The following is a 25,276-nucleotide window of genomic DNA, read 5'->3' on the forward strand; positions in this document are numbered from 1 at the left end:
TTCCGGCGAGTTGGGGGAATGCTGTTACGCAGGAGATTTTGGGGGTTATTACAGCTGCAGGTTTGACGCCTGCAGAGGGCAGTAATGCTCAACTGGTTACAGCAATCAACAGCTTGATGGTTCAACCAGCAGTTGGCGGGGGAAGATTGATTGGAGTGAGGAACTTCCAGCAGTCTGACATCTACATCCCTTCGCCCAACACCACTTCGGTTGTCGTCGAAGTAGTGGGTGGCGGAGGAGGCGGTGGCTCATGCCCTGCTACTGATGCTACTCAACTTGCCGTTTCTGGTGGGGGTGGGGGTGGGGCTTATGTCAGGTCCTATTTGAAGGGAGGTTTTGCCGGTGTGCTTGTCACTGTTGGAGCGGCAGGGGTAGGAGGTGTCGCAGGGGCAACAGGCGGGGCTGGAGGCACCTCCAGTTTTGGTACTGCGCTATCGGCAACCGGGGGTAGTGGTGGGCGGGGCGCTTCGCCTTCCAGCAATGCAGCATTCATAACCACGGGAAACTCCTACGGAGGTGCGCCATTTGGAGGTAACTTGATTAATTCCCCAGGTGCCGGAAGTGTTCCTGCCATTCAACTAGGGGGGCATTTGGCGAGCGGTGTTGGAGGTGTTGATGGATGTGGAACTAAATCGGGTGGAAATGGGACTCAAATTGATTCGTCAAAACCCTCGGCTCCGGGACAGTCTGGTCAACCTGGTCGCGTCACTATTTATGAGTTCTCTTAAATGAATAAATACACTCGAATAGAAAGTGGTGCTGTTGCGGAGCTTTTGGAAGTCGAAGGCGATATTACTGAAATGTTTCATCCCGATTTGGTGTGGGTAGATGTTACGGGGCAAGAGGTCTTCGAAAAATGGGTGGCTGTCAGTGACAAAGGCAAGTGGACGTTTTCTCCTGACGTTCCTGCGCCCATGACGACTTTTGAACTCAAGGCTGCCGCATCATTAAAACGTGATGAACTCATGCTCACGGCCAATGAAAAAACGCTGGGCATGAGTGACGCCTACATTGCAGGGCTCTTGAATGAGGCTGACACCTCGATGTTCAAGGCGTTTGCGGCATATAAACTAGCACTGAGCAAAATAGACATTCAGCCCGGTTATCCGCTCACTATTGAGTGGCCTTTGTCCCCTCCGGCCCTTTCAGAACTGGTTGATGTGGGAGTTGATCCGCAACCGTTGCCACAGACACTGGCTCGAAAAGTTGCAGGCTTTTTGAATCTTCGCTGAACGTAACCATTGCGGTTGATTCATGTTGCGGTGATACGGGGGCTCCGGGTTATATGAAGTTTAATCGACTGTCTTTTAACGGGTTGTCTAAATCAAAGCCGGGTGAATATTACTTTTACAGGCATGGTGATCGGGTATCTCGATACGGTCGCGCAATTGGCAGACAAAAAAGCACAGACGCAGGCAACGCGTGACGGTTATCTGCAAACAGCGGTTTTGCGAATTTCCTCGGTGCAGTATGCCAACGAGTTTGGCGAAGCCTCTGAGGTTGAGCTGGCAACCTCGCTGGCCTGGAAGCGCTATGCGGTCAATTTGTCCAGAATCGAGCAGCAACCGGATTACCCATTTTTAATCGAATGACTACGGCGCCAGGTAGCGTTGCGACGGTATAAGCGCTTTGGCTTTGTGGCGAAAAGTATTGAACAGAAAAACAGGATCACACGCTATGCCATTAACTGAGCCAAAACTCCTTGAAATCATGCCCAACGCCCGCACCCAAGCGGGCGTTTTCATTTCTGCCCTGAACACCGCCATGGCTCGCCATCAGATCAACAGTCCCAAACGCATTGCCGCTTTCCTTGCGCAAATCGGTCATGAGTCGGGGCAGTTGCGGTATGTGCGTGAGTTGGGTGGTGATCAGTACCTGAGCAAGTACGACACCGGTACGCTGGCCATTCGTTTGGGCAACACGCCTGAAGCCGACGGTGACGGTCAGCGCTACCGGGGGCGTGGGCTGATTCAGATTACCGGGCGCGACAACTATCGTCGATGCAGCCTGGGGCTGTTCGGCGATGAGCGTTTGCTGACATTGCCGCAGTTGCTGGAGCAGCCGCAATGGGCGGCCGAATCGGCGGCCTGGTTCTGGGAGCTGAACGGGTTGAATGAACTGGCCGATCGCGACCAGTTCAACATCATCACCCGCCGCATCAACGGCGGATTGAATGGGCTGCAAGAGCGTTTGCAGCTCTGGGCGCGGGCGAGGGCGGTGCTATGCCTGCCTTCGGCCTGATCCCGACGTCTTACCGGGTAATTGGCGTTGTTGTGCTGCTGGCCATTGTGGCGAGCGGCGCAGCGGCGCTGTCCTGGCATATTCAGGAATGGCGTTACGGTCGGCAACTGGCGGAACTCGCCAAAGCCCAGGCTGAAACGCTGAGCCAACTGACCCTGGCGGCGGCGGCCCAACAGCGCACCGAACAGGGCAAGCGACTGGCGCTTGAGCAACGGCTCCAGGCCAGCGATCACACTTATTCAAAGGCCTTGAGCGATGCACAACAGGATCAAGGTCGTTTGCGCGACCGTCTTGCCACTGCTGATTTGCGCCTGTCAGTCATCCTCGACAGCCGTGATGCCGGCGCCGGTTGTGGTGTGCCAGCCACCGCCACCACCGGCGGCGTGGTTCATGCAGCCGCACGCGCCCGACTTGAGCCAGCGCATGCTCAACGAATTATCGGTATCACCGATGCAGGCGACCGGGGACTGATTGCCTTGCAGGCCTGTCAGGCCTATATCAGGGCATTGGCGCGCTGATATTTTGATTGAAACTGCGCCTTGCAAGCGCCTTCTGCTCCTGTAGGGTAGGCCTTGTGTCAGCCCGATCAGGAGAAAGTCGTGAACGAAATCACCCAGCTTGCCGCTGAACTTGGTCGGCGCCTGCAAGTGCTCAATGCCCACGTCAGCACCGCGGAGTCCTGCACGGGCGGCGGGATCGCCGAGGCGATTACCCGGGTTGCCGGCAGTTCGGCCTGGTTCGAGGCCGGTTATGTCACCTATTCCAATCGTCAAAAGACCCTGCAACTGAATGTACCGGCCGAGTTGTTCACTCAGGTGGGGGCGGTCAGTCGCGAAGTGGTCGAGGCCATGGTGCGCGGCGCCCAGCACAAGAGCCACGCGCGTTTTGCCGTGGCAGTCAGCGGCATTGCCGGGCCGGACGGCGGCTCGCCGAGCAAACCGGTGGGCACCGTCTGGCTGGCCTGGGGTGTCGGCGAGGCGGTGCATGCCGAGTGCCGGCACTTCTCCGGCAACCGCGATGACGTCCGCCGACAAACGGTGAAGGCCGCGCTAGAGGGGCTGCTGCAGCATGCGGCCGGAGAAATCTCAAATCAGGGGTAGGCGATCCCGAAACGCTGTGGAATAATACTGGCTACTTATACAGGTGTTGGCCGTCAGGCCTTATTGATTACGTGAGGACTTTAATGGACGACAACAAGAAGAAAGCCTTGGCTGCGGCCCTGGGTCAGATCGAACGTCAATTCGGCAAGGGTGCCGTAATGCGTATGGGCGATCAGGACCGTCAGGCGATCCCGGCTATTTCCACTGGCTCTCTGGGTCTGGACATCGCGCTCGGCATTGGCGGTCTGCCAAAAGGTCGTATCGTTGAAATCTACGGTCCTGAATCCTCCGGTAAAACCACACTGACGCTGTCCGTGATCGCCCAGGCCCAAAAAGCCGGCGCGACCTGCGCGTTCGTCGATGCCGAACACGCCCTGGACCCGGAATACGCCGGCAAACTGGGCGTCAACGTTGACGACCTGCTGGTTTCCCAACCAGACACCGGCGAACAAGCCCTGGAAATCACCGACATGCTGGTGCGTTCCAACGCCGTTGACGTGATCATCGTCGACTCCGTGGCCGCCCTGGTGCCGAAAGCTGAAATCGAAGGCGAAATGGGTGACATGCACGTGGGCCTGCAAGCCCGTCTGATGTCCCAGGCGCTGCGTAAAATCACCGGTAACATCAAGAACGCCAACTGCCTGGTGATCTTCATCAACCAGATCCGGATGAAAATCGGCGTGATGTTCGGCAGCCCGGAAACCACCACCGGTGGTAACGCGCTGAAGTTCTACGCTTCGGTTCGTCTGGATATCCGCCGTACCGGCGCGGTGAAAGAAGGTGACGAGGTTGTGGGGAGTGAAACCCGTGTCAAGGTTGTGAAGAACAAGGTTGCCTCGCCGTTCCGTCAAGCTGAGTTCCAGATTCTTTACGGCAAGGGCATCTACCTCAACGGTGAGATGATCGACCTGGGTGTTCTGCACGGTTTCGTTGAGAAGTCCGGCGCATGGTATGCCTACAACGGCAGCAAGATCGGTCAGGGCAAAGCCAACTCGGCCAAGTACCTGGCGGAGAACCCAGACATCGCGGCGACCCTTGAGAAGCAGATTCGCGACAAGCTGCTGACGCCGACTGCAGACGTCAAAGCATCTCCGGTTAAAGAAACCGCAGATGACCTGGCTGACGCTGATATCTGATCGATCCGATGACCGCCGTACTCGATACCCTCGTCGCGGTGCGGCGAACCGCAATGGACCTGCTCGCGCGACGCGAGCACGGTCGAGTCGAGCTGACGCGCAAACTGCGTCAGCGCGGCGCTCCTGATGAAATGATCGGCACAGCGCTCGATCGTCTGACGGAAGAAGGCTTGCTGTCCGAAGCCCGCTACCTTGAAAGCTTTGTTTCCTACCGTGCCCGTTCCGGCTACGGTCCTTTGCGTATTCGTGAAGAGTTGAGTCAGCGTGGCTTGCAGCGTGCCGATATCGAGCTCGCTTTGCGCGAAAGCGGTATCAGTTGGCAAGAACAACTGGAAGACACCTGGCGGCGCAAGTTTGCCGGGCATTTACCGATAGACGCCCGTGAGCGCGCCAAGCAAGGCCGCTTCCTCGCCTATCGGGGATATTCCATGGAAATGATCGGCCGCTTGTTCAGCGGCCGGGGGATGGACGATTGACTGAAACGGCCCGCTATTTCGATAGCCGGGCCGTTTTTGTTTACGTGACTTTGATCGGCTCTCGGGCCCGCTGTTGTGTCTTGGCCTGTGCCAGGGCCCAGTTTTCCGGCAGGTTGATGTAGTCGACCAACTCCCTTAGGCGTCCGTGATCACGAGCATTGAAGGTAAATGTCAGTCGAGTCAGGTGGCTGAACTGTGCCTCGTCATGTTCCTCGCCTGTGTAGGCGTGCTGATGGAAATGATCGCTCAAGCACAGGTCGGCGAATGCTGACTGCATGTGTTCGAGCGCCCGATCATTGAGCGTGTGGTTCATGCGGATCACAAACTGATGCTTGAGCCAGCGACTGGAATGGAAGTTCAGGTAGAACTGATTGATCTCCTGGACGGCTTCTTCGGTGTTGTTCACCAAGCGCATCAGCTTCATGTCGCTGGGCAGGATGTAACGGTTGGCCTCCAGTTGGTTCTTGATGAAGTCCAGGGCTCCTTGCCAGAAATTGCCGCCCGGGGTATCCAGCAGGACCACCGGCACCAGCGGGCTTTTGCCGGTCTGGATCAGGGTCAGTACTTCCAAGGCTTCGTCCAGCGTGCCAAAGCCGCCAGGGCAAAGGACCAGCGCATCGGCTTCCTTGACGAAGAACAGTTTGCGGGTAAAGAAAAAGTGAAACGGCAGCAGGTTGTCCGTGCCGTCGACGGTCGGGTTGGCATGTTGTTCGAAGGGCAGGGTGATGTTGAACCCAAGGCTGTGATCCCGGCCAGCCCCTTCATGGGCGGCTGCCATGATTCCACCACCGGCACCGGTGATGACCATCAGGTTCGATTGAGCGAGTTTTTCGCCCAGTTCCCGGGCCAAGGCGTACAGCGGGTGTTCGACTGGCGTACGTGCGGAGCCGAACACGGTAACCTTGCGTCGTCCCTTGAACTGTTCCAACACGCGGAAGGCGTGCTCCAGTTCACGCAAGGCTTGCAGGGTGATCTTGGCATTCCAGCGGTTGTGGTCTTCTTGTGCCATGCGCAAGACAGTCAACATCATGTCGCGATAAATCGGAATGTTCGGGCTATTGGGTGAAACCAGGTTGAGTTGTTCTTCGATCTTGCTGGTGAGATCGACGCCGTTGCTTTGAAAATGACGTACAAGTAGGTCATTCGGTTGGTAAGGCATTCAACTTCTCCTTCTACACAGAACCTTCGGCCCGAACGAGAAATTCGCCCGAGCCGCGACACTGCTTGTGTCGCTGTCAGCCCGCAAAGAGGGCTGGGCACCACACCCGACTCGACATGGCCGTGAAGTGCTGAGTGGCGGTCGAGTCATCCAGACGGGTTCTGTTTATCCCTTGGATGAAAGAAACGTTCGCACTGCAAGACTCTGAATGGGCAGCCCCTTTTCTGCCTTGAACGTTGAACATGAATACACTGAATCTAGACGCTCGCGGTGAGTTGCGCTGACTTGATCATGGTCCTCGAAAGTCTTCACTGGCAATCACTTATTGCGGGTTTGCCAACGGTGTTCACCGCCCGTCAGAACCTGTGCCGGATGGCCGGGGCTCTGATTTACTTAGTGACAGACACAACCCGTCAGCCTTGCGTTCGGGGCACGCTGCAAGGCTGACGGGTTGTGGGGGAATCATCGCGCAACGACTGGCGATCACGTGCACGGAGGCGGGTATGACCCTGGTGATTCTGGAGATCGATACGCAGCTGTATCGATTATTGCAATCGGCGGCCGAGCACCATCACGTAAGCCTGGAAGATGAATGCCGTCGGCGCCTGGAAGGCAAAGAACAGCGCTCGCCTTATTTGCAGGCGCTGGTGGCGGAACTGCGCGCCGATGATGAGCAACGGCGCGCCGGCTCGCAGTGATTACTTCTTCTTTTGTGCAGGTTGCGCCGGGCAATCCGATTCCTGGAACTTGGCCGATGCCACTGGGCGGTTGGTTTTGTTCTCGGTGAACTCGTAACGCATGATCGCGCCTTGAGCCATCAGTTTGCGGTAGTTCGGGTTACGGCAAACGCTGGCACCCAGTTGCAGGTAAACCGCTTTTGGATTGGCACGCATCTGCTCGGCATAGCTTGATTGCACGCTGAGGTGGTCAACCAGTTCCTTGCCTTCGACGGTATAGCCTTGGTCGAGAATGTTCTCACTGATTTCCCGAGGCAGACCGACGTTACTTTCCGCAGCAACCTTCTCCAGCATCTTGCTCAGGTTCATATCTTTCAGCGAGGCGGCCTGCGCGCTGAACGGCAGGGCCAGCAGAAGGGTGGCGGTTGGAACGATAAGGCGCAGCATGAAACTCTCCTGGGTCAGTGACTGGTGCTTCGACCAGCCACGAGGCTGTGCGTTCAGTGGCGGCGGATTATAGGGGAGAGGGTTTGGACGGTACAGGTTTGTGCGGGCTGCTCTGATAAACTGCCGCGACTTTTTACCCTTTCGAGTGTGTTTCGTGTCGATTTGCCTTCCCTGCCGGCGTTGCCAGCCATGAGCCATGCAATTCCGTGCTTTGCGATGAACGCCGTCGCCCGCCTGCGCGATGAGCGAGAAGAAGAGAGCACCAAGCCTTTTTTGGCCCGTGGTTCAAGGGCGCCTCGTTGCCATTCGTGCCGTGTGATCGAGAGCCATTGCCTGTGCGACTGGCGTCCACAGGTTCAGGCGCGGGCCGGGGTGTGCCTGATCATGACCAGGAAGGAAGTGTTCAAACCGAGCAATACCGGCTGGCTGATCGCGGATGTGGTCACCGACAACTTTGCCTTTATCTGGTCACGCACCGAGGTTGATCCCGAGCTGCTCAAACTGCTCTCGGACCCGCAATGGCAGCCTTATCTGGTCTTCCCCGGTGAGTACGTGGCCCAGGAGCGAGTGACGCACACGGTCGACTCGGCCTGCGAAAAGCGTCCGCTGTTTATTCTGCTGGATGCCACCTGGACCGAAGCGCGGAAGATATTCCGCAAGAGCCCTTATTTCGACGGGTTCCCGATCCTGAGCCTGCTGCCCGAAAAACTCTCACGTTACCGTTTGCGCCGCTCGACCCGCAGCGAGCACCTGTGCACGGCGGAGGTGGCGGCCCTGTGCCTCGATCTGGCCGGGGATCAGGACGCTGCATCGGCGCTCGGCGCTTACTTTGATGTCTTCAGTCAGCATTACCTGGATGCCAAGCATCAACTGGAACTGGATGTCTCGACGCCTGCTCATACCGAGTTGCTGCCCTTTGTCCGGCAGGCAGCGCCTGCCATCTGCTGAGCGTCGCCCATACTGACAACCATTGGCGTGCGGCTTGACCACCCCGGCTTCGCTGGGCATCCTTGGCGCCGATTAGGGTGCGGCCGATGATTGAAACGCCGGTTTTATGGGTTCTTGGCGTTGAACGTGCCCTGTTGGTGCAGCTTTGTGGCTGCACCTCGCGTTGTTTGGGTGAGGCTTGAATGCATCAAGCCAGCCATGAAAAACAGGATCATTTGAAAAATGGCCACATACGAAATCCTGATTGCCGATGACCATCCACTTTTTCGTAGCGCGCTGCATCAGGCCGTGACCCTGGGCCTTGGCCCCGAGGTACGCCTGGTGGAAGTGGCGAGCATTGCCGAGCTCGAAACCCGCCTGACCGAGAAGGCTGACTGGGATCTGGTGCTGCTGGACCTGAACATGCCCGGTGCCTATGGTTTCTCCGGCTTGGTGCTGTTGCGCGGTCAATACCCGCAAATTCCGGTGGTGATGGTGTCGGCTCAGGAAGAAGCGTCGATCATGGTGCGTTCCCGTGAGTTCGGCGCCAGCGGTTTCATTCCCAAGTCCAGTTCATTGGAAGTGATCCAGAAAGCCGTGCGAGCGGTGCTGGAGGGTGATGTCTTCTGGCCGCCACAGGCGTTCGAATCGGTCAGCGTTTCGGACGAAGCCAAGGCTGCCAGCGAAGGCCTGGCGAGCCTGACGCCACAGCAGTTTCGCGTATTGACCATGGTCTGCGAAGGTTTGCTGAACAAGCAGATTGCCTATGAACTGAGCGTTTCGGAAGCGACGATCAAGGCCCACGTCACTGCGATTTTTCGCAAGCTGGGCGTGCGGACCCGCACTCAGGCTGCTTTGCTGTTGCAACAACTTGAGTCAATTTCGAGCCATTGATGACTTGCGTATTCACGCTTTTTTGACTTTTGTTGGTCTAGTTTTCCCACTCCTTTTGGTTCAGTTGCCTACTCTATGTCGCCTTTCAAAGGTCAAACCGGTCTCAAGCGCATTCTTAATGCAGGTGGTTACTCCCTCGACGGTCTGCGTGCAGCCTTCACCGGTGAAGCCGCTTTTCGTCAACTGGTCCTGCTCAATGTCATTTTGATTCCGGTGACGTTCCTGCTGAACGTCAGCCGCGTCGAGCGGGCTGTGCTGATTGCTGTTTGTCTGCTGGCGTTGATCGTCGAGCTGCTGAACTCTGCCGTGGAAGCGGCCATCGACCGGATCTCCCTCGAGCGGCACCCGCTGTCGAAAAACGCCAAGGACATGGGCAGCGCCGCTCAGTTCGTGGCCCTGAGCATGATCGCGCTGGTGTGGGCGGTGATTCTGATCTGACGCTTCAGGCGATGGTCGGCAGGACGATCTCGTCGCTGCGCTGAACCCCGGCGGTGAAAGCGCGGCACAGGTCGAGGAATTCGCGCATGGCCGACGTCTGATATTTCTGTTTGTGCCAGATGAAATAGAACTGCCGCGCCAGGTCCAGGTCCGGCGTTTCCACCGCTACCAGGCTGCCGCGTCGGAATGCATCGCGCAGTGCCAGCCGCGAAATACACCCAATCCCCAAACCTGACTCCACCGCGCGCTTGATCGCTTCGGTGTGTTCCAGTTCGAGCCGGATATTCAGCGCGCTGCGGTGATGGCGCATGGCTTGATCGAAGGTCAGGCGCGTGCCGGAACCCTGTTCACGCAGGATCCACGCTTCGTGGGTCAGTTCATCCATGGTCGCGGTGCCACGTTTGGCCAACGGATGCTGGGGCGCACAGAACACCACCAGCTCGTCCTCGACCCAGGTTTGCACTTCGATGTCCGGGTGGCTGCAGTCGCCTTCGATTAGACCCAGATCAATTTCATAGTGCGCAACCTGTTGCACGATATGCGCGGTGTTCTGCACATGGAGTTTGACCTGGCTCTCGGGGTGGACCTGCATGAAGCTACCGATCAGCAAGGTCGCCAGGTAATTGCCGATGGTCAGCGTGGCGCCGACCGCCAGCGAGCCGAAACCGGACTTGCCATTGAGCAAGTCTTCGATTTCCTTGGCCTGATCCAGCAGGGCCACCGCCTGTGGCAACAGCTGTTTGCCCAGGGCGTTGAGGCTCAGCCGTTTGCCGGCACGGTCGAACAGCTGGCAACTGGACTGGCGCTCAAGCTCGGTAATAGAGGTGCTGGCGGCCGATTGCGAGAGGTTGAGCAGGCCCGCAGCACGGGATACGCTCTCTTGCTGAGCGACAGCGACGAAGACTTGAAGTTGACGTAGAGTAAATCGCATATCTATATAACCGATAACCCTTATCTTAATAATCCATTTAACAGATATTGTCGCCGCCATTAGAATGCTATGCAATTGCGCTCAGCTCATTTGGCGCAGAGCATGCGCAAATAAATTTCCAGGAGTTCCCCGTACATGAGCAACATGAACCACGAGCGTGTCCTCAGTGTTCATCACTGGAACGACACTCTGTTCAGCTTCAAGTGCACCCGCGATCCGGGCTTGCGCTTCGAGAACGGTCAGTTCGTGATGATCGGCCTGCAACAGCCAAACGGCCGCCCGCTTATGCGCGCTTACTCGATTGCCAGCCCGAACTGGGAAGAGCATCTGGAGTTCTTCAGCATCAAGGTTCCCGATGGTCCGCTGACGTCGCAGTTGCAGCACCTGAAGGAAGGCGACGAGATCATCATCAGCAAGAAACCGACCGGCACCCTGGTGCTGGACGACCTGAAGCCTGGCAAACACCTTTATCTGCTCAGCACCGGTACAGGTCTGGCGCCCTTCATGAGCGTCATCCAGGACCCGGAAACCTACGAGCGTTTCGAAAAAGTGATCCTGTGCCACGGCGTGCGTTACGTCAACGAAGTCGCTTACCGCGAATTCATCACCGAGCACCTGCCGCAGAACGAGTTCTTCGGCGAAGCGCTGCGTGAGAAGTTGATCTACTACCCGACCGTGACCCGCGAGCCGTTCGAAAACGAAGGCCGTCTGACCGACCTGATGCGCAGCGGCAAGCTGTTCAGCGACATCGGCCTGCCGCCGATCAATCCTGAAGACGACCGCGCCATGCTCTGCGGTAGCCCGAGCATGCTCGACGAGACCAGCGAAGTGCTCAACAGCTTCGGCCTGAAAGTATCGCCGCGCATGCGTGAGCCGGGTGACTACCTGATCGAGCGAGCGTTCGTCGAGAAGTAAGCTTCGCTGAGAAATGTGGGAGCGAGCTTGCTCGCGATGACGGACTGACAGCCAACACAGATGCTGAATGTCAAACTGCTATCGCGAGTAAGCTCGCTCCCACATAAAAGCAAAAGCCCGCGTTGCCTGAGAAGGCAGCGCGGGCTTTTTCGTTTCCGGGGGTCAGGCGTTGGCCGGGATGACCTCGAGCACGCGGATCAGTCCGGCTTCGGGGTAATGCCAGCGCACGTCGAGGTCCCAGAACTGGGCGCCGTATTCGCGTTCAGGTGTCGGTGTCTGGTACGCCGGGCGCGGGTCCTGGGCCAGGCATTGCTCGATCAGTTCGACCAAGGGCTCTTCAAGGCGCTGAGCGTGCGCGTGGGCCTGTTGCAGTGCGGTATCTGCCCATCGCACCGGAATCAGCAGCGGCGCGCCGCTGGCGATCGCATTGGACGCTTCAGGGATGATATCGGCGTAAGGCACGTAGGGTTTGATGTCGAGAATCGGCGTGCCGTCCAGCAGGTCGATGCCGGAGATCCACAAGCGATTGGCTTCAACCTTGTCCAGCTTGACCACCGATTGGCCGATGCCATTGGGGCGATGGGTCGCGCGGGTGGCGAAAACGCCCATGGACTTGTTGCCGCCCAGGCGCGGCGGGCGGACCTTGAGCCGTGGCTTGTCTTCCAGTGCCTGATGAAACAGGAACAGCAGCCAGACATGGCTCACCTGTTCCAGGCCTTGCACCGCATCGCCCTGATCGAACGGCGCCACCAGCTCCAGGGTGCCGCGTGCGGCCGGCGCCAGTTGCGGTTGGCGCGGTATGGCGAACTTTTCCTTGAAACAGGAGCGCACGAAGCCGATAGGGGAAACGCTGTAGGTCATGGTCTGGGGTCGAAGCGGGATGTGGGTGGGCATGATAACCCGAGCGAACACTGGATCGGTGGTGGCTGTCAGTCCGCTATCGTCGCTGAGCTCACTGGCAGGGCCAGGAGTGAAGCGGGCGGCAAGCATGATCGCTCACCGCCGCTTGAGGGATCAGGCGCGAACGCGCAGGGTCAGGCCCTTGAGGAAGTTGCGCAGCAACTGGTCGCCGCACGGACGATAGTTGGTGTGGCCGAACTTGCGAAACAGGGCGCTCAGCTCAGGCTTGGACACCGGGAACTCGGCGGCCTTGAGAATGGCGTGCATGTCGTCTTCCTTCAGTTCGAAGGCCACGCGCAGTTTCTTCAGGATGATGTTGTTGGTCACCGGCACTTCGATCGGCTGTGGCGGACGGCTGTCGTCCTTGCCGCGCTTGAAGATCACCAGGCCATCGAGGAAGTGGGCCATGACCACGTCCGGGCAGCGTACGAAGCCTTCTTCGTCTTCCTCTTTCTTGTCGAGGTACGTCACCAGGTCTTCCAGGCTCACGTCCATGCCGCCGAGCTTGATGATTTCGATGACTTTTTTGTCGCTGATGTCGAGCATGTAGCGCACGCTGCGCAGTACGTCGTTATGAATCATGTGTCAGTCCTGATCATTGTGCTGTGGGCGGTGCAGGGAACTGCACCGCCGAAAAAGTGGAGCAGCCTCAGAATTTCTCTTTGGCGGACAGGTAGCGCCATTGGCCGACCGGCACTTTGCCGATGGACACGCCGCCGATACGGATGCGGCGGATGGCGATGACCTTGAGGCCGACGGCCTGGCAGAGCAGGGCGATGATCCCCGGTTGCGGGTTTTTCATCGCGAAGCGCAGGCGGTTCTCGTTCTGCCAGCTGGCTTTGACCGATGGCAGTTCCTTGCCCTTGTAGGTCAGGCCGTGGTTCAGGCGGTTGAGGCCGTGGGCGACCATGTCGCCTTCGACTTCCACCACATACTCTTGCTCGATCTTGCTGGCATCGGCGGTGAGCTTGCGCAGGATCTTCCAGTCCTGGGTGAACACCAGCAGACCGCTGGCGTTGGCTTGCAGGTCGGCGCTGGCGGTCAGGCGCAGGAAGTGGCCCTTGAGCGGGCGTTTGCTGAAGCGATGTTCTTCGCTCAGGGTCTCGGCGCCGAGGGTCAGCAGCGCGGCGTCTGCGTCGATGCCAGCGGGCGCGTGCAGCAGGATGGTGACTGGCTCCGGCGCAGTGGCCTTGGCTTCGGGGTCGAGTTCGACCTTTTGGGTGTCGACCTTGAACTGCGGCTCATCGATGACTTCGCCGTCCACGGTGACCCAGCCGCCTTCGATGAACAGCTCGGCCTCCCGACGGGAGCAGCCGACCAGTTCGATGAGGCGTTTGGAGAGACGAATCGGGTCAGTCATGACAGGGGCCGTAACAAAAAGGGGTGGGCATTGTACCTGCCTCGCGCCGGTTAATCGCGAGTCCATTTGCGTTGTGTGGCTTTTAGCCGCGCCGAACCAGCCGTTGGGGCTGTTTGGCACGCATGTGCAGCAGCGGATAAGGCTGGCCCATGCCGTCATGCTCGGAGCGGCCGACCACTTCGAAGCCTTGCTTGAAGTAAAAACCCAGGGCCTGGGGGTTTTGTTCGTTGACGTCCAGTTGATCGGCGCTGAAGTGCTCGATGGCGTAGTGCAGCAGTTGTTTGCCCAGGCCTTCGCCGCGATGGTCCGGGTCGATGAACAGCATCTCGATCTTGCCCGCCGCGATGCCGGCGAACCCGGTGATGCACTGGCGGTGATCCTTGGTGCAGATCAGCATCACCGCATCCAGGTAGCGGGTCCTGACCAATTCTCTCAATTGCTCGATGTAGCTGTCCGGCAGAAAGTCATGGGTGGCGCGCACCGAGGCTTCCCAGAGGCGGGTGAGTTCTTCGTAGTCGCTCTGTTTCGGTGTGTGGATGACCGAGTGTTGGCCCATGGCCGTTTGCCCCTTGTGCGATGAGTGACGCTGGAACCTGCGATTGCACAAAACGATAGACCTAAAAAAGCCCCGCATCTCGTGAAGAGAGCGGGGCTTTTCAATTTTTTTACAGCTTAGATCTTTTCAGCCCACAGGTCGTACTCGTCGGCGTCGGTCACGCGGCACCAGACCTTGTCACCTGGCTTGAGGTCGCCCGCGCCGTCGATGAATACGTTACCGTCGATTTCCGGGGCATCGAAGAAGCAGCGACCGACCGCGCCTTGCTCGTCGACTTCGTCGATCAGCACTTCGATGTCACGGCCGATGCGCAGTTGCAGGCGCGCCGAGCTGATGGCCTGCTGGTGCGCCATGAAGCGCTCCCAACGGTCCTGCTTGACGTCGTCCGGCACCACGTCCAGGTCCAGGTCATTGGCGGGTGCGCCTTCGACCGGCGAGTACTGGAAGCAGCCAACGCGGTCGAGCTGGGCTTCGGTCAGCCAGTTCAGCAGGTACTGGAAGTCTTCTTCGGTTTCGCCGGGGAAGCCGACGATGAAGGTCGAACGGATGATCAGGTCGGGGCAGATCTCGCGCCAGTTCTTGATGCGCGCCAGGGTCTTGTCTTCGAAGGCCGGGCGTTTCATCGACTTGAGGACTTTCGGGCTGGCGTGCTGGAACGGGATGTCCAGGTACGGCAGGATTTTCCCGGCGGCCATCAACGGGATCAGTTCGTCGACGTGCGGGTACGGGTAGACGTAGTGCAGGCGAACCCAGACGCCGAGGCTGCTCAGGGCTTCGCAGAGTTCGGTCATCCGGGTTTTCACCGGCGCGCCGTTCCAGAAACCGGTGCGGTACTTGACGTCAACGCCGTAGGCGCTGGTGTCCTGGGAAATCACCAGCAGCTCTTTGACGCCGGACTTGACCAGACGCTGGGCTTCGTCGAGGACATCGCCCACTGGGCGGCTGACCAGTTTGCCGCGCATCGACGGGATGATGCAGAAGCTGCAGCTGTGGTTGCAGCCTTCGGAAATCTTCAGGTAGGCGTAGTGGCGCGGGGTCAGCTTGATACCTTGCGGCGGCACCAGGTCGATCAGCGGGTTGTGATCCTTGCGTGGCGGCACGACCTCGTGAACGGCGTTGACCACTTGCTCGTACTGCTGCGGGGCCGGTCACGGCCAGCACGCTTGGGTGTACGTTGCGGATGGTGCCTTCTTCGACGCCCATGCAGCCGGTCACGATGACCTTGCCGTTTTCCTTGATGGCTTCGCCGATCACTTCCAGGGATTCGGCCTTGGCCGAGTCGATGAAGCCGCAGGTGTTGACCACCACGACATCGGCGTCCTGGTAGGTGGACACCACGTCATAGCCTTCCATGCGCAGCTGGGTAAGGATGCGCTCGGAGTCGACCAGTGCTTTGGGGCAACCCAGGGATACGAAGCCAACCTTCGGATTGGCTGGCGCAGGAGTGGTGGACATGTCTAACCTCGGTATAGGGAGTGCCTCCGGCCGAAAACGGCGGGGCGACAGGCGGGCGCTTACGTTCGGTCTCGTGAATACGCCGTCAAAAAGCAGCCGTGATTCGCGAGACAGGACGTTTAGTGCGCCTCTGATCAAAAAGTGCGCAATTCTAGCGGCGCTCCGTTCACTTGACCAGCTTTATGCAGGGAAATACGACGAGTGCTGCGCTATGCTTCGCGCCGTTACACCCAGGCGTATTTTTGTAGTCAAGAATTCGTCTGTATCAATAAGTAAAACAGCGCATGCTGCACGGCAGTTGGCGCAGGTTTTCAAAGCCTAGGCGTTTGCTCGGCGTCGTGCTTTTTATATGAAGCCCCGGTCTTGGTGGCAGGAGTGGTTGATGGGTCAGGCAAGTAGTCAGGTGGCAGGCTCAGAGCATTCCGGGGTTACAAAACCCTTGGGAATGTTGGTGGCGGCGGTCGGGGTGGTTTATGGCGATATCGGCACCAGCCCGCTCTATACGCTTAAAGAGGTGTTTTCCGGACATTATGGGGTGCCGGTCAATCACGACGGCGTGTTCGGGATTCTGGCGCTGATTTTCTGGTCACTGATCTGGGTCGTCTCGATCAAGTACGTGCTGTTCATTCTTCGGGCTGACAACCAGGGCGAGGGCGGGATCATGGCGCTGACGGCGCTGGCCCGACGCGCCGCGTCGCCGTATCCGCGGTTGCGCACCGTGCTGGTGATACTGGGGTTGATCGGCGCCGCGCTGTTCTATGGCGACAGCATGATTACACCGGCGATCTCCGTGCTGTCGGCCGTGGAAGGCCTGGAGCTGGCGTTCGACGGGCTGGAACGCTGGGTGGTGCCATTGGCGCTGATCGTGCTGGTGGCTTTGTTCCTGATCCAGAAACACGGCACAGACCGCATCGGCAAGTTGTTCGGTCCGGTGATGGTGTTGTGGTTTGTCGTGCTGGGGGTGCTGGGCATTCATGGTATTGCGCAACATCCGGAAGTACTCCAGGCGCTGAACCCGGTGTGGGGTGTGCGCTTTTTCGTCGTTCATCCGGGTATGGGCGTGGCCATCCTCGGGGCCGTAGTGCTGGCACTCACCGGTGCTGAAGCGTTGTATGCGGACATGGGCCATTTTGGGCGCAAGCCGATTGCCCGTGCCTGGTTTGCCCTGGTGCTGCCGGCGCTGGTACTCAATTATTTCGGGCAGGGCGCCTTGCTGCTGGAAAACCCGGAAGCGGCGCGCAACCCGTTCTATTTGCTGGCGCCAAGCTGGGCCCTGGTGCCGCTGGTGGTGCTGGCCACCCTGGCCACGGTGATTGCCTCGCAGGCGGTTATTTCCGGTGCGTTCTCCCTGACCCGTCAGGCGATTCAACTGGGTTACATTCCACGAATGTATATCCAGCACACGTCGAGTGCTGAACAAGGCCAGATCTACATCGGTGCGGTGAACTGGGCGTTGATGGTCGGGGTTATTCTGCTGGTAATCGGTTTCGAGTCCTCTGGCGCCCTGGCCTCGGCTTATGGTGTGGCCGTGACCGGGACCATGTTGATCACCAGTATCCTGGTGTCGGCGGTGATGTTGTTGCTGTGGAAATGGTCGCCGATCCTGACGGTGCCGATCCTGATTGGCTTCCTGCTGGTGGACGGGCTGTTCTTTGCCGCCAACGTGCCGAAAATCGTCCAGGGCGGTGCCTTTCCGGTATTGGCGGGGATTGTGCTGTTTGTCCTGATGACCACCTGGAAACGCGGTAAAGAGCTGCTGGTGGACCGTCTGGATGAGGGAGGACTGCCGCTGCCGATCTTCATCAGCAGTATTCGCGTGCAGCCGCCTCATCGGGTCCAAGGCACGGCGGTGTTCCTCACGGCGCGACCGGACGCAGTCCCTCACGCGTTGTTGCACAACCTGCTGCACAACCAGGTGTTGCACGAGCAGGTGGTGCTGCTGACGGTGGTCTATGAGGACATTCCGCGAGTGCCGACGCAGCGCCGGTTTGAGGTCGATTCCTATGGTGAAGGGTTCTTCCGGGTGATTCTGCACTTCGGGTTTACCGATGAGCCGGATGTGCCTCAGGCCTTGAAGCTGTGCCACCTCGATGAGTTGGATTTCAGCCCGATGCGCACCACGTACTTCCTCAGCCGCGAGACGGTCATCGCCTCCAAGCTCGAAGGCATGGCCCGTTGGCGCGAGGCGCTGTTTGCGTTCATGCTCAAGAATGCCAACGGCAACCTGCGGTTCTTCAAGCTGCCGGTGAACCGGGTGATTGAGTTGGGTACTCAGGTCGAAATGTAAGCCCCACAAAAAGCCCCCGTTGCCAGTTTGGTAACGGGGGCTTTTTCGTTTCTGTGCCTTTAGTTGCTTTCAGGCCGTGGATCTTCAGATTTGGTCTTTGTCCGGGCGGGTCGCGGGGTCAGGACCTTTACCACATCATCAATCACTGCCTTGCTCATTGCCGTCAGATAATGCGCGGCCCAGGCGTGGCGGTCGGTGCCTTTTGCGAAGGCGGCATCCTGAGCAAATGATCTGGCAAGGAACAGCAGATCGGAGGCCTGTGACAATGCTTCGACGATGGGGACGCCGGCGCGGACGTTGAATAACGCTTGGTCAGAGCAGTAGATGAGTGGGGTGAAGCCGATGGTTTTCAGGTCTGAAGGTGCGGACTTATCTGTTTTGGTCATGGTCTTGCTCCTGGGTTCGAGGAGCCGACACTTTCGTTTCCAAGCGAATGGGTGGCGGCTGTACGCAGGTTGGAAAACCGGGAACCTAGGAACCGGCACGCCCAAAGGCGTCCCACGCACAGCCGCCATAACACAGGATTGCAGTCGTAAAAACCTCTGCAGTCATGATGGGGTGCTGTTGCGCTACGGTTCGACGGGTTTCCAAGCCCGATCGCTGAATGGTCAGCGACGTCCGGAGAGTATCCCGTCGACGAAAAGCGCAACAAGGCATCAAAGTGCCCAAACGCAAGATTCGGAGTGTGCCTACAAGGTCTGCGGGCGTCATCCGATATTGCGATACCTTAAGTAAACGAAAGTAAACGCGGCGAGCGATTTACGAGTCGTTGGGGGGCTTGCGCAGTTGTTTTTCCAGCGATAGTGCGTTGACGTTTCATTTGACCTGGGTTAGCGACTGTCCTTTGTCCTGGGACTGAGGACAGTGCTCATAACATGGGTAAATCACGAACGATCCGCTCGCAATACTCCTGAGTGGTTGAGCAGGGTTTTTGGTGCCCACCACAGGAAGGGAATCGGGTGAGGTGGGAAGTCAGATCGATCTGTAGGACATCGCCAACAGGCTTGAGTGTAACGACAGAAAATCCCTCCCCAAAAGGAAGTAAGAATTAATGTCGCGCATAAAAACACCGGTTTGTTAGATGCGTTTGCTCGCACGAACATCATCAAACAAATCGGCGCTCTTGTTTCTATGTTTCCCGGGATTCCGTGAAGAACCTTTTCTTTGGGCGAATGCATAACCCCAAGGCAATGGATATCCAATGTGGGAGCGAGCTTGCTCGCGAAAGCGGTGTGTCAGTCGACATCAATGGTGGATGTCAGTCCGTCTTCGCGAGCAAGCTCGCTCCCACAAGGGATCTGCAGCGTTCGCTTGAATGAAAAAGCCCCCGTTACCTTGCGGTAACGGGGGCTTTTTTTGAGCTTGGCTCAGGTCACTGTTCGGCGACCTTATCCTTGTTCTGGCGCTGCTTGATGGCGTCCACCAAGCGTTGGGCCAGAGCCGGGTAGTTCTCGTCGAAGTGGTGGCCGCCTGGCAGCTTCATGGCTTCGCCAACAGCGGTCTTGTCGGTGCATCCACTCTCGGCGACTTCTTCTGCGCCATAGATGCACAGCACCTTATCGGCCGGCAGCTTGGCCATTTCCGGGCCGGTGGCAGCTTCTTTACCCGCGTTGCCGAGCCAGCCGTCGACTTCGATTTCGAAGCTGCCAGTGCGGGCAAAGGCCAGCAGGATGATTGCGTCGACCCGTTGCTGTTCGTTTTCCGGCATGCGGTTGTAGATTGCCGGCAAGACGTCGGCACCGAACGAGTAACCGGTCAGGATGAAGCGCTTGGTGCCCCACTTCTGCCGGTAGTGCTGCATCAGTTCGGTCAGGTCGATGGCGCTTTGCTCGGGGCTTTTGTGCTGCCAGTAGTAGCGCAGGGTGTCGATGCCGACCACCGGATAGCCGATCTTGGCCATCTCGCCCGCCACGTCGCGGTCCAGGTCGCGCCAGCCGCCGTCACCGGAAAGGAACAGGGTGACCGTGTCTTTGGCCTGGCCGGCCGGGACTTCGACCACTGGAATGTTCAGGCCGCCGTTGCCCTTGTCGGTGCCGACGAGGATCTTGCGCAGTTCGTTGTTCAGCACTTGCGGCAGGTTGATGTCGTAGTCACTGATGCTGGTTTCTGCGTTGGGTTGGTCACGCACGAAGCCGGCGCTGGTGTCGTCCGGGTTGTCGTTCCAGGCCACGAGCCAGTGCCCGTGGGCAGCGCTTTTGGGCAGCAGGTGCGTGCAGCCGGGTTTTTCCAGCGCCAGGTCGACCGAGACGGCCTGAGCCTTGTCGTCCTTCTGCTCGGCCAGCCAGCGCCAGGCCAGGACCGCGCCAGGACCGATGCCGCTGACCAGCGTGGCCGGGCCCTGAAGCTGCTTGAGCGCCGATTGCAGTGCGCGGCCCTGTTGCATGCAGTCCTTGGGCAGGATCACCTGGACAATCTGCGCGGCGCCGCCCCGGCTCAGGGTCATGAGCTGCTTGTCGCTGAGCTTCTGTTCTTCGTTCACGGCCACCAGCACCTGGGCGCGGGGCTTGGTGCCCGGGATGACCCGGGTCATCGCTGCACCGTCGGCCGGTGTCAGCAGTTCAAGGGTCGGTTCCGGTGCTGGACGGTTCCAGTACCAGTAGCCACCACCGAGAATCAAGGCCAGCCCTACCAGAGTGGCCAATACATACCGCCAGGAGCGTTGAATCATCAGCGTTTCACCAATCCAGTCAAGCCGCCCGCAATCAGGGCGGCGGTATCGGCCAGTGCCACCAGCGGATCAAGTCCTGCGGGCACGGCCATGTAACGAGGTTCCCAGTCAGGCTGGAATTTGTCTTTGAAGCGGCGCAGGCCCTGGAAGTTATAGAGCTGCTCGCCACGGCGGAACACCATCGAGCCGAGGCGCTGGGTCAGTGGCGCACCACGACGGGGTTGCAGGCCCGACAGTGGGACCATGCCCAGGCTGAAACGTGCATATCCATGATTTTTATAATGCTGAATCAGGCCGACCATCATGAACTCCATGGTCAGCTTGGGTGCGTCCGGGTGCGCGCGCATCAGGTCGAGGCTGGCCAGGTCATGGCCGTAAGTCTCGAGCAGATTGGCAAACGCAACCGGGCGCCCTTCGAAATGGATGATCGCGATACGGAAGTGCTTGAGGTAGTCATCGCTGAAGCGGCCGAGGGAGAAGCCCTTTTCCCGGACGTTCTTGCCGGTCAGCCAGGCATCGGAAATGACCTTCAGCTCTTCCATCGGCGCCTGGCCCGGATCAAAGATCTCCAGGGACAGGCCATCGCGGGTGCCGCGGTTCCAGGTGTAGCGCAGGTCTTTCATCTCCTTGCCCTTGGCGTCGAGATCGAAACGTTGCAGGTCGACTCGCGCTTCTTCGCCGAGCTTGATCGCGGTCAGGCCGATGTCCATGTAGTACGGCAGGTTCTCGGCGCGCACCTGGTAGAACACCGGGCGGGCGTGATGGATGTCGCACAGGTCGCGGAACTGCCAGATCATTTCTGCTCGTTGCTGGGTCGGGCCGATCGGGTCGTACAGGGCCACAAGGCTGCGCCCACGACGGGCATACATCAAGAACGCTTCGTCGTCAGGGTGAAACAGCAGCGCCTTGTCACCGGTCAGGGCGAGGCCTCCGTCCGGTTGCGCCGAAGCCATGAGGATCTTGGTGGCTCTTTCCAGTTCTTCGGTCGTAGGCAGGTGGATCACCGGGCGAGCGGTGCGCAGCAGCCAGGTCAGCGACACCACGACCAACAGCACAGCGGCGCCCAGCAGCGAACGCAAGCCACGCGGGGCATCGGCATCGAGGGTGAACTGCCACCACAGTTGATGGCTGTAAGGCACGTCCTGATAGGCAAACAGCAGCAACCAGATCGAAGCCCCGAGTACACACAGGCTGGCCACCAGGTAGAGCGGCGAGAACGGCACTTCGGTCAGGCGGCTCGGGCGATAAAAGGAGCGCCGGAAGACGGCCAGCAGGCTGGCGGTCAGGATCATCAGGCAGGCTTCTTCCCAGTCGAAGCCTTTGAGCAGCGAGAGCAGGGCGCCCGTCAGCAGCAGAATGGTGGTCAGCATCCACGCGGCCGACAAACGGCGGCGCAGGCCCTGGGCCAGCAACAGGCAGAGCACGCCGATCAGGCTGGCGCCGAAGTGCGAAGCGTCGATCAGGCGATGGGGAATCAGGAAGCCGATGTGTTCCAGGCGAGTGTCGATCTCAGGCGTCGCGCCGGAAAACAGCAGGACCACGCCGGACAGGAACACCAGGATGGCCAGCACTGGCGCCGCCAGGGCCCGACGCGGCTCTTAGCGATTGGCGCGACTGGAACAGCCGTTGTGCCTCATTGATCAGCAGCAGAATGCAGGCAACCAGCAGCGGCAGGACCACGTAGATCAGGCGGTAGAGCAGCAACGCGGCAGCCAGTGGCGCGGCGCCGAGCTTGTCGGCAAACGCGGCCAGCAGAATGGCCTCGAACACGCCGACTCCGCCCGGCACATGGCTGAGCACGCCGGCGGCCAACGCCAGCAGGTAAACCAGCAGGAATGCGCCGAAGGGTGGAGCCTCGGGCAGTAGCAGATAAAGCACGGTCGCGGCGGCGGCCACATCCAGCGCGGTAATCACCAATTGCAGGACGGTCAGGCGGCGACCGGGCAGGCGCAGGGTCCGGCGTCCGGCTCGTACCAACAGGTTGTCTGGGTAAGGCTGTTCAGGCAGGCGTCGACGATAAATGCCGATGGCCAGCACGGTGCACAACAACAGTACACCGATGGCGATGGTGGCCAGCAGCGTCTGGGACAGATGCAGCGCGTTCGAGGCGCCCGGCAAGTTGCTGAGGGTCGCCAGTGCCGCCAGCGGTGGCAGCGCGCAACCCAGCGACAGACTGGCAAACAGCGTCATGTGAGCGACTTCTGAAGCGCCCAGGCCATGGCGTGCATATAAGCGGTAACGCACCGAGCCACCGGAGAGCAGCGACAATCCGATGGCGTTGCCGATGGCGAATGCCGTGAAGCCGCCCAGGATCATCGTTCGCGGAGGCAGTGTCACCCCCGCGTAGCGGCTGGCCGACCATTCATAGCCCAGCAAAACGATAAAGCCTGCGATGGTTGCACCCAGTGCGCCCAGCAGTGCGGGTTTGGGTACCTCGAGGATCGAGTCGTGCAGCGCGTAAAGATCGAGTTCGCTTAACAGGTGGCGACAGGCAATCAATGCAATGGCGAACAACAGCAGCGTGACGGCAAGACCGATGGGCTGGCGATATTTGCTTAGCAGCTCCAGCCAGTGCAAACGAGTGGCGGGTATCGGTTGGGTCGCTGTGACGGTGTCTTGTGAGTCAGACGAGTTGGCGCGCATCAATCACCTCTTGGATTGTGCGCGACAGGATGGAGGTATCCAGCCAAGTTACCAATCCCTGTAGAAAAAAATAATCACAAATATTAACGCGTCTCACCGTGTATCGGTGATTGCTCGCGATCTGCTGTAGCGGGTGTTGTCTGCGACTCAGCATAGCCTGATCTGATGGACCTGGAGGAGAGTGGGGGGTTGCAGCAGATTGCCAGATCATTGTTGCGAAAGGACTTTTCTACAGATACAAAAAAGGCCGCTCTTTCGAGCAGCCTTTTTTGATGTTTGGTTGCGGGAGCCGGATTTGAACCGACGACCTTCGGGTTATGAGCCCGACGAGCTACCAGACTGCTCCATCCCGCGTCTGTGTGGCGGCATTCTACAGCGGAACGCCGGGGTGTCAACCGTTAATGTCCAATAAGGTCAAATAAGCGTGAATTAGCCTCAAGCGGACGTAACAGGCATCCCATGTACTGAGTATGGAACGACTTTTGTTTTTTCGAAGAGCGAGGCGTGCAGAGTAAAAATCGGCACGCACAAAAAAGGCCACTCTTTCGAGTAGCCTTTTTTGATGTTTGGTTGCGGGAGCCGGATTTGAACCGACGACCTTCGGGTTATGAGCCCGACGAGCTACCAGACTGCTCCATCCCGCGTCTGTGTGTCGGCATTCTACAGAGGATCGCCACCCTGTCAAATGTTAATTTATAAAAAACTCTTCATCTTCAAGTGCTTAGCGCTCTGGTAATGAGTGCTAAGCGGGCTTGAAGGCAGGCAGGGCAAGGCTTTCAGCTCTATTGATGGTCTTGTTTCGATTGAAAAAACAAATCCAGATAGACCTTTCCTACGCATCTGAGAGAAGAATCAGAACACTGGTGCTATATACAGTTGTCAGTGAGATACTGCCAAAACATTTGGTTTCAGCCCGATTTTTATCAATGAACACCGTCTATTTATGACTCAGCGCAAAATCATCCACGTCGACTGTGACTGTTTTTATGCCGCCATCGAGATGCGTGACGACCCGACGCTGGCCAGTAAACCGTTGGCGGTGGGCGGGTCGGCGGATCGGCGTGGGGTGATCGCCACCTGTAACTATGAGGCGCGGGCCTACGGGGTGCGTTCGGCGATGTCGTCGCACCACGCCTTGAAGCTGTGCCCGGACCTGGTGATCGTCAAGCCTCGGATGGAGGCTTATAGAGAAGCGTCGAAGGAAATTCAGGCGATCTTTCGCGATTACACCGAGTTGATCGAGCCGTTGTCGCTGGATGAGGCCTATCTGGACGTGTCTGACTGTGCGCATTTTGGCGGCAGTGCCACGCGCATCGCCCAGGATATCCGGCGCCGGGTATCCAATCAGTTGCACATCACGGTGTCGGCCGGTGTCGCGCCCAACAAGTTCCTGGCAAAGATCGCCAGTGACTGGAAGAAGCCCAACGGTTTGTTTGTCATTACCCCGGATCAGGTCGAGGATTTCGTTTCCCAACTGCCGGTCAGCAAGCTGCACGGGGTTGGCAAGGTCACCGCGAACAAGCTGGCCAAGCTCGGTATTGCCGATTGCCTGCAATTGCGCGATTGGAACAAGTTGGCGCTGGTGCGCGAATTCGGCAGTTTTGGCGAGCGGCTTTGGAGCCTTGCGCGTGGGATTGATGATCGCCAGGTGCATAACGACAGCCGTCGACAATCGGTCAGCGTAGAAAACACCTATGACGCGGACCTGCCTGATCTGGTCAGCTGCCTGGATAAACTCCCGGAGTTGCTGCGCACCCTCAACGAGCGTATTGCGCGTATCGACAGCAGCTATCGGCCGGGCAAGCCGTTCGTCAAAGTGAAGTTTCATGACTTTACCCAGACCACGCTGGAGCAGGCCGGGGCAGGGCGGGATCTGGGCAGCTTTCAACTGCTGTTGACCCAGGCGTTCAATCGGGGCGGGAAGCCGGTGCGGCTATTGGGGATTGGTGTGCGCTTGCAGGATCTGCGTGGCGGGTTTGAACAGTTGGATCTGTTCGGGCGGTAGTTTTGCAGTGAATGTCAGGACCTCTTCGCGGGCAAGTCGGGTCGCCCGCGAAGCTATTGCT

23 protein-coding genes, 2 tRNA genes and 2 pseudogenes are annotated in these 25,276 nt (G+C 58.7%); 14 read left to right on the top strand and 13 right to left on the bottom strand.

What is annotated here, in order from left to right:
* Nucleotides 1-728 precede the first annotated feature (728 nt).
* The 7 genes from AABM54_RS06355 (at nucleotide 729) to recX (ending at nucleotide 4,953) form a co-directional block, all read left to right on the top strand.
* On the top strand, nucleotides 729-1,232 hold the full coding sequence (locus AABM54_RS06355) for a tail fiber assembly protein (RefSeq protein WP_347904448.1): 504 nt from the start codon (nucleotides 729-731) through the stop codon (nucleotides 1,230-1,232).
* A 102-nt stretch (nucleotides 1,233-1,334) separates the two neighbouring features.
* Nucleotides 1,335-1,592: a tail fiber assembly protein gene (locus AABM54_RS06360; RefSeq protein ID WP_347904449.1), complete on the top strand. Its 258-nt coding sequence runs from the start codon at nucleotides 1,335-1,337 to the stop codon at nucleotides 1,590-1,592.
* Between the two features lie 85 nt (nucleotides 1,593-1,677).
* On the top strand, nucleotides 1,678-2,241 hold the full coding sequence (locus AABM54_RS06365) for a glycoside hydrolase family 19 protein (RefSeq protein WP_347904450.1): 564 nt from the start codon (nucleotides 1,678-1,680) through the stop codon (nucleotides 2,239-2,241).
* Complete coding sequence (locus tag AABM54_RS06370) at nucleotides 2,223-2,759, top strand: lysis system i-spanin subunit Rz (RefSeq protein ID WP_347904451.1); 537 nt, start codon at nucleotides 2,223-2,225, stop codon at nucleotides 2,757-2,759. Before AABM54_RS06365 ends, AABM54_RS06370 begins: the two co-directional genes overlap by 19 nt.
* Nucleotides 2,760-2,840: 81 nt before the next feature.
* Entirely contained in the window at nucleotides 2,841-3,341 is a 501-nt protein-coding gene (locus AABM54_RS06375; protein ID WP_347904452.1) for a nicotinamide-nucleotide amidohydrolase family protein, read from the top strand.
* An 83-nt stretch (nucleotides 3,342-3,424) separates the two neighbouring features.
* Entirely contained in the window at nucleotides 3,425-4,477 is a 1,053-nt protein-coding gene (gene recA / locus AABM54_RS06380) for a recombinase RecA (RefSeq protein WP_347904453.1), read from the top strand.
* Between the two features lie 8 nt (nucleotides 4,478-4,485).
* On the top strand, nucleotides 4,486-4,953 hold the full coding sequence (gene recX, locus AABM54_RS06385) for a recombination regulator RecX (protein ID WP_347904454.1): 468 nt from the start codon (nucleotides 4,486-4,488) through the stop codon (nucleotides 4,951-4,953).
* 40 nt (nucleotides 4,954-4,993) lie between these two features.
* On the opposite strand, the gene AABM54_RS06390 is transcribed toward recX, so the two are convergent.
* Complete coding sequence (locus tag AABM54_RS06390) at nucleotides 4,994-6,112, bottom strand: TIGR00730 family Rossman fold protein (protein WP_347904455.1); 1,119 nt, start codon at nucleotides 6,110-6,112, stop codon at nucleotides 4,994-4,996.
* 503 nt (nucleotides 6,113-6,615) lie between these two features.
* Between AABM54_RS06390 and AABM54_RS06395 the strand changes: the two genes are divergently transcribed.
* Nucleotides 6,616-6,810 (top strand): hypothetical protein, encoded by a 195-nt coding sequence (locus AABM54_RS06395; RefSeq protein WP_347904456.1) that lies wholly within the window; start codon nucleotides 6,616-6,618, stop codon nucleotides 6,808-6,810.
* Here AABM54_RS06395 and AABM54_RS06400 read toward each other — a convergent pair whose 3' ends face one another.
* Nucleotides 6,811-7,236, bottom strand: coding sequence for a PA3611 family quorum-sensing-regulated virulence factor (locus tag AABM54_RS06400; RefSeq protein WP_347904457.1), 426 nt, complete (start codon nucleotides 7,234-7,236; stop codon nucleotides 6,811-6,813).
* 189 nt (nucleotides 7,237-7,425) lie between these two features.
* Here AABM54_RS06400 and AABM54_RS06405 point away from each other — a divergent pair, with 189 nt between their 5' ends.
* From AABM54_RS06405 to AABM54_RS06415, 3 genes are all read left to right on the top strand, one after another.
* On the top strand, nucleotides 7,426-8,184 hold the full coding sequence (locus tag AABM54_RS06405; protein ID WP_347904458.1) for a tRNA-uridine aminocarboxypropyltransferase: 759 nt from the start codon (nucleotides 7,426-7,428) through the stop codon (nucleotides 8,182-8,184).
* 222 nt (nucleotides 8,185-8,406) lie between these two features.
* Nucleotides 8,407-9,057 carry a response regulator transcription factor ErdR gene (erdR, locus tag AABM54_RS06410; protein WP_347904459.1) on the top strand — a complete coding sequence of 217 codons (651 nt, stop codon included), beginning with the start codon at nucleotides 8,407-8,409 and terminating at the stop codon, nucleotides 9,055-9,057.
* A gap of 75 nt (nucleotides 9,058-9,132) precedes the next feature.
* A complete protein-coding gene (locus AABM54_RS06415; RefSeq protein ID WP_347904460.1) occupies nucleotides 9,133-9,495 on the top strand; it encodes a diacylglycerol kinase in 363 nt (120 codons plus the stop codon).
* Between the two features lie 4 nt (nucleotides 9,496-9,499).
* Here AABM54_RS06415 and AABM54_RS06420 read toward each other — a convergent pair whose 3' ends face one another.
* A complete protein-coding gene (locus AABM54_RS06420; RefSeq protein ID WP_347904461.1) occupies nucleotides 9,500-10,426 on the bottom strand; it encodes a LysR family transcriptional regulator in 927 nt (308 codons plus the stop codon).
* A gap of 135 nt (nucleotides 10,427-10,561) precedes the next feature.
* Here AABM54_RS06420 and fpr point away from each other — a divergent pair, with 135 nt between their 5' ends.
* Complete coding sequence (fpr, locus tag AABM54_RS06425) at nucleotides 10,562-11,341, top strand: ferredoxin-NADP reductase (RefSeq protein WP_003172178.1); 780 nt, start codon at nucleotides 10,562-10,564, stop codon at nucleotides 11,339-11,341.
* Between the two features lie 162 nt (nucleotides 11,342-11,503).
* On the opposite strand, the gene tsaA is transcribed toward fpr, so the two are convergent.
* The 5 genes and pseudogenes from tsaA to rimO form a co-directional block, all read right to left on the bottom strand.
* Nucleotides 11,504-12,202: a tRNA (N6-threonylcarbamoyladenosine(37)-N6)-methyltransferase TrmO gene (tsaA, locus tag AABM54_RS06430; protein WP_347906142.1), complete on the bottom strand. Its 699-nt coding sequence runs from the start codon at nucleotides 12,200-12,202 to the stop codon at nucleotides 11,504-11,506.
* A gap of 153 nt (nucleotides 12,203-12,355) precedes the next feature.
* The gene (locus AABM54_RS06435; protein ID WP_347904462.1) at nucleotides 12,356-12,823 is read right to left on the bottom strand and encodes a DUF1456 family protein; all 468 of its coding nucleotides are present in this window, start codon (nucleotides 12,821-12,823) and stop codon (nucleotides 12,356-12,358) included.
* A 67-nt stretch (nucleotides 12,824-12,890) separates the two neighbouring features.
* Nucleotides 12,891-13,601: an rRNA pseudouridine synthase gene (locus AABM54_RS06440; RefSeq protein WP_347904463.1), complete on the bottom strand. Its 711-nt coding sequence runs from the start codon at nucleotides 13,599-13,601 to the stop codon at nucleotides 12,891-12,893.
* A gap of 82 nt (nucleotides 13,602-13,683) precedes the next feature.
* Entirely contained in the window at nucleotides 13,684-14,157 is a 474-nt protein-coding gene (locus AABM54_RS06445) for a GNAT family N-acetyltransferase (protein ID WP_347904464.1), read from the bottom strand.
* Nucleotides 14,158-14,273: 116 nt separating this feature from the next.
* A pseudogene (rimO, locus tag AABM54_RS06450) lies at nucleotides 14,274-15,612 on the bottom strand (30S ribosomal protein S12 methylthiotransferase RimO).
* A gap of 382 nt (nucleotides 15,613-15,994) precedes the next feature.
* On the opposite strand from rimO, the gene AABM54_RS06455 reads away from it, so the two are divergent.
* Nucleotides 15,995-17,899 (top strand): potassium transporter Kup, encoded by a 1,905-nt coding sequence (locus tag AABM54_RS06455; RefSeq protein WP_347904465.1) that lies wholly within the window; start codon nucleotides 15,995-15,997, stop codon nucleotides 17,897-17,899.
* A gap of 59 nt (nucleotides 17,900-17,958) precedes the next feature.
* Here AABM54_RS06455 and AABM54_RS06460 read toward each other — a convergent pair whose 3' ends face one another.
* From AABM54_RS06460 to AABM54_RS06480, 5 genes and pseudogenes are all read right to left on the bottom strand, one after another.
* Nucleotides 17,959-18,285, bottom strand: a complete 327-nt coding sequence (locus AABM54_RS06460; RefSeq protein WP_347904466.1) for a DUF3077 domain-containing protein — start codon at nucleotides 18,283-18,285, stop codon at nucleotides 17,959-17,961.
* A 986-nt stretch (nucleotides 18,286-19,271) separates the two neighbouring features.
* Nucleotides 19,272-20,567, bottom strand: coding sequence for an AcvB/VirJ family lysyl-phosphatidylglycerol hydrolase (locus AABM54_RS06465; protein WP_347904467.1), 1,296 nt, complete (start codon nucleotides 20,565-20,567; stop codon nucleotides 19,272-19,274).
* Nucleotides 20,567-23,210, bottom strand: a pseudogene (mprF, locus tag AABM54_RS06470) (bifunctional lysylphosphatidylglycerol flippase/synthetase MprF). Before mprF ends, AABM54_RS06465 begins: the two are co-directional and overlap by 1 nt.
* A 277-nt stretch (nucleotides 23,211-23,487) precedes the next feature.
* Nucleotides 23,488-23,564: transfer RNA gene (locus tag AABM54_RS06475), tRNA-Met, on the bottom strand.
* A gap of 213 nt (nucleotides 23,565-23,777) precedes the next feature.
* A tRNA-Met gene (locus tag AABM54_RS06480) sits at nucleotides 23,778-23,854 on the bottom strand.
* 299 nt (nucleotides 23,855-24,153) lie between these two features.
* Between AABM54_RS06480 and dinB the strand changes: the two genes are divergently transcribed.
* Nucleotides 24,154-25,215, top strand: a complete 1,062-nt coding sequence (gene dinB, locus AABM54_RS06485) for a DNA polymerase IV (RefSeq protein WP_347904468.1) — start codon at nucleotides 24,154-24,156, stop codon at nucleotides 25,213-25,215.
* Nucleotides 25,216-25,276 lie beyond the last annotated feature (61 nt).

This window comes from Pseudomonas purpurea, from assembly GCF_039908635.1.
GTDB classification, from domain to species: domain Bacteria; phylum Pseudomonadota; class Gammaproteobacteria; order Pseudomonadales; family Pseudomonadaceae; genus Aquipseudomonas; species Aquipseudomonas purpurea.